This window comes from Anaerotignum neopropionicum, assembly GCF_001571775.1.
GTDB classification, from domain to species: domain Bacteria; phylum Bacillota; class Clostridia; order Lachnospirales; family Anaerotignaceae; genus Chakrabartyella; species Chakrabartyella neopropionicum.
Map to the genome: position 1 here is coordinate 81,918 of NZ_LRVM01000006.1, position 12,396 is coordinate 94,313.

A 12,396-nucleotide genomic window follows, 5' to 3' on the forward strand; every position below is an offset into this window, starting at 1 on the left:
ATGCAATTATATTTCACAAATTGTATGGCTTCAATCATTAAATTGTCTGCCATACAAAAAGGAGGTGCTGGAATGCCTGTCAATTCCTTTACGGACTATCCCATGTCTTGGAAGCCGGAAAAATCAAAATTATGTCAACCTCTATATCTTTCCTTGGTAAAACTATTGGAGCAGGATATCAAAAACGGCACTTTGGCACCCCACACGAAGCTGCCGCCCCAAAGGGAGCTTGCCGACTATTTGGATATCAATTTAAGCACAGTTACAAAAGCCTTCAAGCAGTGTCAACTCAACGGCTTTCTTTATGCCGTAGTCGGCAGAGGTACCTTTGTTGCACCAAATGCAGGCGTTTCCATCTCCATACAGGATACGAAAATAAGCCCCTCCCTCATTGAAATGGGCATAATTAAACCCATTGACGCATTCAATCACTATACAGAGGATGCATTAAAAAAGGTACTGCGCAAAAAATCCGCGGACTCTTTGCTGGATTATAGCGCTCCCTTTGGCTCTCCCTTTCAAAAAAGTGCTGCGGAAAAATGGTTGTCAAAATTCGGATTGCATCCACACCCCGAGGACATTTTCTTTACCACAGGGGGACAAAATGCTTTTGCCGTTGTTCTCATTACCCTTTTTCACCATGGAGATAAAATCGCTACGGATCGATTCACCTATTCCAACTTTATTGAGCTTGCAAACATGCTAAATATTAAGCTTGTTCCCATTCAGGCCGATGAAAGGGGAATGCTCCCCGAGGATTTAGAAATGCAATGCCGTCTGCAAGGGCTGCAAGGCGTATATCTTGTGCCCACCTACAGTAACCCAACGGGGACTATCATGGATACCGCCCGTAAGGAGGCCTTGGCAAAAATTATTAGAACCCATCATCTTACCTTGCTGGAGGATGATATTTATGCATTTCTCTCCCCCAAGGATTATACACCAATTTCGGCCTTTTGCCCTCAAGAGGGCTGTTATATCGCAAGTCTTTCCAAGGCAATTTGTCCCGGGCTGCGGGTGGCAATTTTATCCGTCCCCCATGGTTTTGCTTCTTTGCTTGCCCGCGGAATTTTTAATATTAATGTCAAAACATCCTCCATTAACATAGAAACTGCCGCTTATATGATACAGAATGAAATTGCTACTGAAATTATTGAAAAAAAGCGGAAGGAAGCCCTAAATCGAAACTTAACTTATGAGAAATTTTTTCCAGGTATAACGCCAACGCCTTTATCCTTTTCCCGCTGGCTTCCCCTTTCTGTTGGCCTTTACAATTTCCCTATGGAGCGTCTAGCATTAGAAAAAGGACTGCACCTTTTCCACTCAAACCGCTTTTTAGTAGGTACACCCCCAAAAGAGAAATACCTACGCATCGCCGTCACCTCGGCGAATACGACGGAAGAATTGGAATATGGGCTGAAAATACTAAAAAATTTCCTTGTTGAAGAAGAAGGAAAAACAGCTGATTTCCCCATCATTATATAATCACCAAAGGACTATCTCTGAATGAGAAATAGTCCTTTATTTTTAGCATAATTTTTCAAAATCATTGGTCTTGGGGTTAACATGCACCATACAATGTTTTACGTCCTCAAAATTCTTTTCGATTGCTTCATGTACCTGCTCCGCAATCGTATGTGCTTCATTTAACGTCATATCGCCCTTTGCCACAATTTCTACATCCACATATATTCTTGCACCAAACAAACGGGTCTGCATCTGATCAATTCCCATTACACCGTCCTGGGTAAGAATAACATCCTTCATTTTTTCGGTAATTTCCTTATCGCAGGCCGTATCAAGCATTTTATCAATTGCATCCTTAAAAATATCATAAGCGGCTTTTACAATAAATATACAGATAATCACGCTGGCTAGCGGATCGCAGATTGCATAGCCCATTCTTGCACCAATGATACCCACCATACTTCCCACAGAGGACATAGCATCGGAACGATGATGCCATGCATCTGCCATTAGTGCACCAGAATTCACTTTTTTTGCGGCCCCTCTGGTATACCAATACATCCCTTCCTTCACTGCAATCGATGCAATGGCCGCCACCAATGCCAATATCCCGGGGATTGCCAAATTTAACGTATCCGAATGAATTATTTTTTGAAGACCTTCATAACCAATTACGATACCCGTTGCGCATAAAATACCCGCAAGCAGCAATGCCGCTACACACTCGATACGCTCATGGCCATACTGGTGCTTTTCATCCGACTCCCTTGTCGACAATTTGTATCCAATCATCACAACAAGGGTGCTAAACACATCTGATGCTGAGTGAATACCATCCGAAACCATGGCACCGGAACCGGCAATTATACCGGCAAGCACCTTTCCAATGGATAGCGCCACATTCACAGCCAAACTATTTATTGATACCTTCATCACAATTTTTTCATTTTCTAAAGCTCTACTTTTTCCCTTCTCCAAATAAAAACCTCCAATTTTCCCTTTCTATTATTCTATCACAAAACAAGCAAGAAAATTTATATTAAAAAAAATAACGCCCTTCAGGACAAAAATGTCCACAGGCGCTTACTGCTGCTGCTTGGCCGGCTACATGGTAAATTCGCCATTGCCTGATCATTATTTTGTATTATAATCCATCATGCCTTTTTTTTCAAGGCTTTCAAAAAAAGAGTGCCGACAAAATCAACACTCTTGAAAAAATGCATTTAAGCCTATTTCTGTAAATAAAACACAAAAAACTATTTATTGAAAAGACGAATCCGTCTATAAATAATCTCAGAACAAAGGCAAACCCCTCAAAGTTTTACTTTATCTACAATGGAGGATTATTCTTTAAATAATCCCTTCATTTTTTCCGAAAAAGACTTTTTTTCATCGCTTACATTCTTATTGTCTTGACTTACTGGTGCCTCACTTTGATAAAACTGGCGCAGCAAATCCTTCTGTTTTTCGCTCAATTCTGTAGGAATTTTTACTTTCAGTGTTACAATCTGGTTGCCGCGAACCTTTGGGTTTCTCAGGTTTGGAATTCCCACACCCCGCAGGGTTACCACTGTTTCCGGCTGTGTGCCTGGTTTCACTGTGTATTTTTGCTCACCGTCAATGGTTCTGATTGTAATTTCTCCGCCCAAGGCTGCCTGCACAAAAGAAATAGGAACATCACAATATACATCAAAGCCCTTTCTGACAAATACACGGTCAGGCTGAATATAAACCGTTACCAATAAATCCCCATAGCCGCCGCCATTTTCACCAATTTCACCTTTATTTGACAAGCGAATGGTCTGACCGTTATCAATGCCCTTCGGAATATTGACCTCATATTTTTTGGTCTTTTTCACCTTCCCTGTGCCATGACAAGTGGTACAAGGCTCCTTAATAATCTTACCTGTTCCATGACACTGACCGCAAGTACGCACAGACGTAACCGAGCCAAACATAGACTGCTGTACAAACCGCTCCTGACCCGTACCATTACACCTAGGACAGCTTTCCGCATGGGTTCCAGCCTTTGCACCACTACCATGACAGGTTTCACATTCATCATATATGGCAACAGAAATTTCTTTTGTACAGCCAAACGCAGCTTCTTCAAAAGAAAGTTGAATATTTACATTGATATCACTGCCCCGTCTTGGCCCACTTTTACGGCTGCTGCTGCCTCCGAAGCCGCCAAAACCAAACATACTGCCAAAAATATCTCCCAAATCCCCCATATCAAAGCCCTGACCATAGAAGCCTCCACCAGCGCCACCTTGTTCAAAGGCAGCATGCCCAAACTGGTCATACTGTGCTTTTTTTTGAGGATCACTTAAAACTTCATAAGCCTCATTGACTTCCTTAAATTTTTCTTCCGCTTGTTTATTATCGGGGTTTTGGTCAGGATGATACTTTACCGCCATCTTACGATAAGCCTTTTTCAGCTCTGCATCAGATGCATCCTTGCTGACCCCCAAAATTTCATAATAATCTCTTTTCTCTGCCAACTTCCTCACCACCTTTATTTCTTCAGGTCTTGTTTACAGCAAAAGCAGGGGCGGAAAATCCGCCCTTGCCACGCATAACCATTATATTTTACAGTTCTTTTCCTTCGCCGTCAACAACATTCGGATCTCCGCCGTTAGGTTCTGCGCCCTGGGCAGCCTGTGCCTGCTGATACAGCTTTTCTGAAATTTTATAGAATTCCTGTGTCAATGCTTCTGTTGCAGCTTTTAAATTCTCAACGTCAGCCTCAGTCATTGTTTCAGGGTTCATATCCTTTGCTGTATCCTTCAATTTGTTGAGTTCCGCATCAACAGCACTCTTTTCGTCATCACTCAGCTTGCCTTCCAGCTCGCCCAGTGTTTTTTCTGTCTGGAAAATCAAAGAATCTGCTTCGTTCTTGGCGTCAATTGCTTCTTTTCTCTTTCTATCCGCTTCGGCGAACTGCTCTGCTTCTTTAACAGCCTTTTCAATTTCATCATCGCTGAGGTTAGAACCTGCAGTAATTGTGATTTTCTGCTCCTTGCCTGTGCCCAAATCCTTGGCGGATACATTTACAATACCGTTGGCATCGATGTCAAAGGTTACTTCAACTTGAGGAATACCACGTCTTGCAGGCGCAATACCGTCTAATTTAAAGCGTCCCAAGGTCTTGTTGTCCTTTGCCAAAGGTCTTTCACCCTGTACAACATGAATATCAACAGCTGTCTGATTATCCTCTGCTGTGGAGAAAACCTGTTTTTTATTTGTAGGAATTGTAGTATTTCTGTCGATAAGCTTTGTTGCAACACCGCCCAATGTTTCAATACCCAAGGACAGAGGTGTTACGTCCAAAAGCAGTACGCTGCCTGCACCTTCATCTCCTGCTAATTTGCCACCCTGAATTGCCGCACCAACAGCAACACATTCATCGGGGTTAATGCCCTTGAAAGGATCTTTGCCTGTATATTTTTTCACAGCATCCTGTACCGCGGGAATTCTTGTGGAACCACCAACCAGCAATACCTTGTCAACATCCCCTGCATTCAGTCCAGCATCAGCCAAAGCCTGACGAACAGGACCCATTGTGCCGTCTACCAAGTCTGCTGTCAATTCGTCGAATTTCGCTCTGGTCAGTGTAATATCTAAGTGCTTGGGGCCATCCTGATTCATGGTAATGAAAGGCAGGTTAATGTTGGTTGATGTCACTGTGGAAAGCTCTTTTTTCGCCTTTTCCCCAGCTTCCTTCAATCTTTGCATAGCCATTTTATCCTTGCTCAAATCCATGGCTTCTGCCTTCTTAAATTCATCCACTAAGTAATCAATCACTCTCTGGTCAAAGTCATCGCCACCCAGACGGGTATTACCATTCGTGGAAAGAACCTCAATTACACCGTCACCAATTTCAATAATGGAAACGTCAAAGGTACCGCCACCCAAGTCATAAACCATAATTTTCTGCTCATGCTCATTATCCAAACCATATGCCAAAGCAGCAGATGTAGGCTCATTGATAATACGCTTTACTTCTAAACCTGCAATACGCCCTGCATCCTTTGTTGCCTGTCTTTGGGCATCATTAAAATATGCAGGAACGGTAATTACTGCTTCAGAAACAGTTTCCCCTAAATAGCTTTCCGCATCTGCCTTCAGCTTCTGCAAAACCATAGCAGAAATTTCCTGAGGGGAATAGCTTTTGCCTTCAACATCTACTTTATAATTCTCGCCCATTCTTCTTTTAATGGAGCTGATTGTATTATCAGGGTTTGTAATGGCCTGGCGCTTTGCTGTTTCGCCCACCAGTCTTTCACCGTTTTTTGCAAAACCAACAACAGAGGGTGTTGTTCTTGCACCATCACTGTTTACGATAACAACAGGCTGGCCGCCTTCCATCACTGCCACACAAGAGTTGGTTGTTCCCAAGTCAATACCAATAATTTTTCCCATAATTTTATCCTCCTATTATAATATGATTATTTTTTTCTTAATTAGCAACCTTCACCATACTATGGCGAATCACCTTGTCTTTATATTTATAGCCCTTTAACATTTCCAGAATAATTTCATTCTCCCCGTAGTTTTCATCATCCTCATGGGCAACCGCCGCATGAAGATTAGGGTCGAATTGTTCGCCCATAGCTTTAATTTCTTCCACACCCAAGCCATGTAAAACCTCCTGAAATTGCTTTAGAGTCATTTGCACGCCCTTAAAGAAGCTGTCGTTTTCTTCCGCCTTGCCTTCTTGCGCTGCAACAGCTCTTTCCAGATTATCAACCACCATCAAAAGTTTTTCCAGAGTATCTCTCACTCCATCATCGTACAAGGAAGCTTTTTCCCTTGTCGTGCGCTTGCGAAAGTTGTCAAATTCCGCCATACACCTTTGGTATTTATCAAAATTCTCCGCTGCTTGCTGCTCCAGCCTTGCAATTTTTTCGGCAGCCTCATCAACCACCTCTCCTTCCAACGCTTCTTCTGCCTGCGCTGTTTCCTCTATTCCTTCAGCTTGTTCTTGCTTTTTAACATTTTCTTCTGACAACACTTCTTCAAGATCTTTATTCTCTTCCACTTATTTCCCTCTTTTCTCTATCCGTCTTTATTATTATCCGACAAGCTTCGCAACACCTTCTCAATATTTTGAACCATCCCATTCAACACTGAAATAACTTGGGAATAATCCATTCTTGTAGGCCCTACAATTCCAATGGTACCTCTTGTGTCATCGCTAAGCTTATAGGTTGCCGTAATCACACTGCAATCCTTCATACTTTGTACTGTATTCTCACTGCCGATTAAAACATGCAAATCATTGCTTTTGCATTCCTCCAGCAAAGTAACCAAAACATCCTTTTCTTCCAGCGTTTGAAATAAGGATTTGGCCTTGCTGATGTCAGAAAATTCAGGAAAGGCCAAAATATTTTTTGCCCCACTCATGTGCACCTGAACTCTTTCTGCGGCTTGCATTGTAATTTGCAATGCCTTTAAAATAGGCTTAAGCAAACCTTTGTATTCCCCCAGCTCAAATTGCAGCTCTCGAATTACCGTTTGATCAATCTGCTGTAATGCACAGCCTTGAAAAGCACGGTTTAAATACATACCGATTTCAAAAATTCTTTCCTCATCAGGAATACTGTTCAACTTCATTACATGATTCTTCATAAAATTATCTTCTGTTACAATAACCAAAAGCACTGAAGTCATATCCAACGGCAGCAAACGAATTTGCTTGATTCTCGCCCGTTGGCCCACAGGCTCGGAGATAAAGGTTGTGTAGTTTGTTAAGGCAGAAAGAGCCTTTGCCGTTTCCTCCATAAGATAATCAATTTGACTAATATCTCTGGAAATTATTCCCTGCAAATATCTTTGTTCTTCAAAGCTAAGCTCACGCTTTTTCATAAGGTGATCCACATAAAGCCTGTAGCCCATGTCAGAGGGAATACGCCCCGAAGATGCATGAGGCTGCATAATAAACCCCATCTCCTCCAAATCACTCATTTCATTACGGATTGTGGCAGAGCTGATACCAAGGTTATATTTCTTTGCAATGGTTCTGGAGCCGACTGGTTCAGCCGTTTCAATGTAGTCATTGATAATTGCTTGCAGTATTTGAATCTTCCTGTCATTCAACGACATCTACGCCGCCTCCTCTCCATTTGTTAGCACTCACTTAGTTCGAGTGCTAATTTATATACATAAGATAGCACTTGACACCATAGATGTCAAGCGCAATTTGCAAATTTTCTCTTAATTTTTACAGAAAAAAATCCATATACTTCATTTTATTCGTCTAATAAAAACGCCGTAAAAACCCGATTGCTTAGGTCGATTCCTTTTCGTGTCAATGCAATCGCCGCATCTGTCTGCGCCAACAATCCACTTTCCGTGAAATCAGAAATAACCTTCCCGTAAACCTCTGTCATTTTCATCCCAAAACGTTCAAAAAACTGATCAAAGGAAACGCCGTCCCTTCTGCGCAGTCCTAAAAACATAAACTCTTCCATAGCATCATTTTGGGAAACAGCCACCTTTTCCTCTTCCAATATATCTATTCCCCCATGGGCCAGAATATATTTCTCCAAATCATAGGTATTATGAAAACGATTTCCATTATAATAGGAATGCGCGCCCAAGCCCAGCCCCAAATACGGCTCTGTCTGCCAGTAAATTTGATTGTGTCGGCTTTCCCTTCCAATTTTCGCAAAATTTGAAATTTCGTATTGCTGGTAACCCTTTTCAGCCAAAAAAGTTACAGCATAGTGATACATTTTTCGGTCTAGTTCTTCGTCTATTTCCAATAACTCTCCCTTTTGAAATGCCTCATAAAAAGGTGTCCCCTCCTCAATAATTAAACTATATGCAGAGATATGCTCAAGGTGCAGCGCCGTAATTTTTTCCAAGGTTTCCTGCCAATCCTCAAAGGTTTGGGTAGGCAAAGCAAACATTAAATCCACATTGATATTTTCAAATCCGGCCTTTCTTGCAATCTCAAAATTATTCTGAAACTCCTCTATGGTATGAATACGCCCCAGGGTGGATAACAGGCGGTTTTGCCAGGCCTGCACCCCCATGCTTAGCCGGTTAAACCCCATTTTCACCAAGGCTTCCGCCTTTTGGCTATCCATCGTTCCCGGGTTTGCCTCAATGGTGATCTCTGCATTCTTTGCAACCAAAAAACAGTTTTTAATCTTTGTCATCAGCCGCTCCAGCAATTCCTTTGAAAGTACCGTTGGTGTCCCTCCGCCAAAAAATACGGAACTTACCTGCCAATTTCCGCACACAAGCCCTCTCCCCTCAATTTCTTGTTCCAAGGCATAAACATATGCTTCATATTTATCTTCCATATTCCCAAAGGAAGGAAAATCACAATACAAGCATTTTCTCTTACAAAAGGGAATGTGGACGTAAAGTCCCATAGTTTTCATCATAGCTCATCCTTTCTTTTTCCTCATCATAGCACAGGCTGTCCTTGAAAAAAAGGAATATTTATGCTATAATTTTTCTTTGTGGAAATGTAATTATTCTACAAAAATCTTGAAAATGCGAGGTCTTTTCCAAATGAATGCTTTTCATGAAATGAAACAAGAAATCTCTGATTTTTTTAATCGTAATCTTGCTCTTAAAAGTATAAAATGGATATTTGTAATTTTATTTCCTTTTTATCTTACCTTGGCAGCAAATTACCTTGCCTTTGGCAATGGAGATCAATTGCAAGCACTTTTGGCAGCAAACACAGGCGCTTTTGTTTTTGGCCTTGTGTTGGTTTGGCTTGCTTTTTTGTGTTTTGCTTTTGTCATGCCAAATCTATCCGCTGCGGCGTTACTGACAGCACTCATATTTATTATTTTATCCCTGGTTGATTATTTTAAATTTACAATTTTAGAGGTTCATTTTTTACCTTGGGATATTTATTTGGCACAAAATGCCTCCAGCTTTACTGAATTTCTAAGTGCCCTGGTGATTCCCCAGGCTGTTTGGGAAATTCTATTCAGCACCTTAATTTATTGCATTTTTCTTTACTTTTTAGCCCCAAAAATTCCAATCAAATGGAGATCTCGGGCTTTACTCTCTCCATTTTTTTTCATTGCTTTTTGTTTGTTTGGGTTAAACAATTCCGTCCATCAAGCACTTGCCCCCATTTTGGGCATTGCCCTGGATGAATCTGCCGATCAAACGGAGCTATATGCAGAACATGGTTTTTTAACCGCCTTTTTCCTAAACTTTAACGACCTAAATACAAATGAACCTGAAAATTACAGCAAGGGCTATATTCAGCACGCTTTTGAGAAATACCTGCCCGATGAAAACAGCGGCGATACCTTTCAAAATCCAGATATTGTAGTGGTGCTTTCCGAGGCCTTTTGGGATCCAACGATATTAAACGGTGTCACCTTCTCCCCAGACCCTCTGGAAAATTTCAGAGAAATCGCCAAAATGAATCCCAGTGGAAAAATGATTTCTCCAACCTTTGGTGGCGGTACTGTTCGCCCAGAATTTGAAATATTAACAGGGATGACCACCAGTGCATTGCCGACGGGAAACATCCCCTATCAGCAATATGTAAAGAGCAATATTTTTTCCTTTCCCAGAACCTACAAGAACCTGGGCTATGCTGCAATCGGTCTGCATACCTACCAAAAAACATTTTATGACCGTAACAAAGCATACCCCCTTATGGGCTTTGATGATTTTCTTGGGGAGTATGACCTCCACGCAGAACAGCATTGGAACAGCGGTCCCTACATTACCGATGAAACCATTGCCGAAGAAGTCATTTATCAATTGGAGCAGTCACACGACGTAGGTGTATTTGTCATGGCAATCACCATGGAAAACCACAGTATGTATTACGACAAATACGACGAAACAGATCGGATTATCAAAGTAAGCGGTGACAGCCTATCCCCCCAGCAGCTTGTCACCTTGGAAAACTACGCCACTGGTGTTCATAATTCCGATCGTGCCTTAAAAACAATTTACGACTTTGTTATGAGCCGCAAAAAGCCTACGATTGTCCTTTGGTATGGTGATCATCTGCCCACTTTGGGGGACAACTTTCAGCCGTATAGTACAACCAACACCATTACCTCCACCACCGCTGCCCAATGGACAGAGGAAGAAAAATACACGATGTTTTCCACACCTTATTTGATTTTTACAAATTATGATACAGGGCGGGAATATCTAGCAGATCAGGAATCTATTTCTCCCTATCTTCTGCCTGCCTTGATGGCAGATTATATTGATGCGCCCCAGTGTATACAAACCAATTTCCTTTTGGATTTGTACCACACCTCCCCCATTATCAGTAAGTATTATAATTTTTATTCCCCCAATACCGATAAAACCAAGCGGGAAGAAATGGAGGAGCTTCACGAACTGATGACCTACGATATGCTTATTGGTAAAGATTATATTTCGGAAATAAAGTAACCCTTTTTATCAGACAAAAAACCTATGTTTTCCAGCACAAAGTCATTCGGCAAGAAATATAGGTTTTTTCATAGAAAGACTATATTTAAATTCAGAAGTATTTTTTCCGCCGTATCCTTTTCTCTGAAAAAAGAGGGCTATCTAAAGCCCTCCTCCCAATTCATTGCTAAATTTATCGCTGACAATATTGCAAAACCTTTCTAAGTAGTCTGTAATGCAAGCTTTAAAGCTTAACAAAAAAACATTCCAACAGTATTCACTACTAAAATCATCCGAAAATTAAAGTTAAGTTAAACCTGCGTTTTAATTTAATCCCCACAAAACGCTCCATCCCACACAATTGCCTGATACCCTGCCCGATCTGTATCTCCCTCGGTGCTAAAGCATAAAACCCTTGACTCTTCATCAAGCTTCAGCTTTTCCTTCCACTCTCCCAAAGCCGGATTTCTCATAATTTCCGAAACACAACCAAAAGCAGCGGCACCGCTTTCACCGGAAATAATTCGTTCATCCCCCTTCCTAGGATTCCCCAAAATACGCATCCCCTGTGCCGCCACATAGTCGGGGCAGGAAATAAAGTTATCCCCAAATTCTTTCAAAATCTCCCAACCAATACTGCACGGCTCACCGCAAGCTAACCCTGCCATAATGGTGTCCATTGCGCCCGAAACATAGTGCAGTCTTCCATCCCTCGCCTTGGCCGTACGAAAAATGCAATCCGCCTTGTTTGGCTCAACAATGGTAATGATAGGGCAATCATCTTTGTATAGCCCAGCAAAAAAAGCTGTAACCGCCCCCGCCATGGAACCAACCCCCGCCTGTAAAAAAATATGCGTGGGTTTTTCCGTTAGCTGCGTATAAGCCTCATAGGCCATAGTTCCATAGCCTTGCATAATCCATAAAGGAATGTCCTCATAACCCTCCCAAGCGGTATCCTGTACCATAATCCAGCCTTTTTCTTCCGCCTGTCTATGGGCAAAGCGCACGGCATCATCATAATTCAGCTCTGTAATGGTTGCCTCCGCCCCCTCCGCCAAAATATTTTCCAGGCGCTCCTTAGCGCTGCCCTTTGGCATGTATACCACAGCATTTTGTTTGAGCATCCTTGCAGTCCAAGCGACCCCTCTGCCGTGATTCCCATCTGTTGCTGTCACAAAGGTCATTTCGCCCAAGCGCTGCCTTGTTTCTTGGGAAGTTAACGCGTTGTATGTAAAATCTTCTATGCTTTGCTTCATTTTTTTTGCAAGGTAATTTCCTATGGCAAAACTGCCCCCTAAAACCTTAAAGGCATTCAATCCAAAGCGAAACGACTCGTCCTTAATATAAATATTCCCCAGTCCCATATCTCTGGCCGTATTTTTTAAAGAAACCAAAGGTGTTTTTTGGTATGCAGAAAAACTGCTGTGAAAAGCCTGAACCTTTCTTGCATTCTCCATGCTAAAATTGGATAAATCCGCCTTTTGCCTACCCTCTCTATCATATTGCACAAGCTTGAATTTCTCTTTCATCCTAACCTCTCCTTGA

9 protein-coding genes are annotated in these 12,396 nt (G+C 41.9%); 2 read left to right on the forward strand and 7 right to left on the reverse strand.

The genetic code is table 11. The annotated features are described in order from the left end of the window. Positions 1-72: 72 nt before the first annotated feature. On the forward strand, positions 73-1,485 hold the full coding sequence (locus tag CLNEO_RS10190; RefSeq protein WP_066088287.1) for an aminotransferase-like domain-containing protein: 1,413 nt from the start codon (positions 73-75) through the stop codon (positions 1,483-1,485). A gap of 42 nt (positions 1,486-1,527) precedes the next feature. Here the strand turns inward: CLNEO_RS10190 and CLNEO_RS10195 are convergent, their stop codons facing one another. The 6 genes from CLNEO_RS10195 to hemW form a co-directional block, all read right to left on the reverse strand. Beyond that, a complete protein-coding gene (locus CLNEO_RS10195; RefSeq protein WP_066088568.1) occupies positions 1,528-2,400 on the reverse strand; it encodes a cation diffusion facilitator family transporter in 873 nt (290 codons plus the stop codon). Between the two features lie 410 nt (positions 2,401-2,810). Continuing rightward, positions 2,811-3,971, reverse strand: a complete 1,161-nt coding sequence (gene dnaJ, locus CLNEO_RS10200) for a molecular chaperone DnaJ (protein ID WP_066088289.1) — start codon at positions 3,969-3,971, stop codon at positions 2,811-2,813. An 88-nt stretch (positions 3,972-4,059) separates the two neighbouring features. Beyond that, complete coding sequence (gene dnaK, locus CLNEO_RS10205) at positions 4,060-5,892, reverse strand: molecular chaperone DnaK (protein WP_066088292.1); 1,833 nt, start codon at positions 5,890-5,892, stop codon at positions 4,060-4,062. Between the two features lie 37 nt (positions 5,893-5,929). Then, entirely contained in the window at positions 5,930-6,511 is a 582-nt protein-coding gene (gene grpE / locus CLNEO_RS10210; RefSeq protein WP_066088295.1) for a nucleotide exchange factor GrpE, read from the reverse strand. 17 nt (positions 6,512-6,528) lie between these two features. Next, positions 6,529-7,575 (reverse strand): heat-inducible transcriptional repressor HrcA, encoded by a 1,047-nt coding sequence (hrcA, locus tag CLNEO_RS10215; protein ID WP_066088298.1) that lies wholly within the window; start codon positions 7,573-7,575, stop codon positions 6,529-6,531. Positions 7,576-7,721: 146 nt separating this feature from the next. Further along, positions 7,722-8,867, reverse strand: a complete 1,146-nt coding sequence (hemW, locus tag CLNEO_RS10220) for a radical SAM family heme chaperone HemW (protein WP_066088301.1) — start codon at positions 8,865-8,867, stop codon at positions 7,722-7,724. A gap of 130 nt (positions 8,868-8,997) precedes the next feature. Here hemW and CLNEO_RS10225 point away from each other — a divergent pair, with 130 nt between their 5' ends. Beyond that, entirely contained in the window at positions 8,998-10,872 is a 1,875-nt protein-coding gene (locus CLNEO_RS10225; protein WP_066088304.1) for an LTA synthase family protein, read from the forward strand. Between the two features lie 308 nt (positions 10,873-11,180). Here CLNEO_RS10225 and dpaL read toward each other — a convergent pair whose 3' ends face one another. Then, positions 11,181-12,380, reverse strand: a complete 1,200-nt coding sequence (gene dpaL, locus CLNEO_RS10230) for a diaminopropionate ammonia-lyase (RefSeq protein WP_066088306.1) — start codon at positions 12,378-12,380, stop codon at positions 11,181-11,183. Positions 12,381-12,396: the final 16 nt, after the last annotated feature.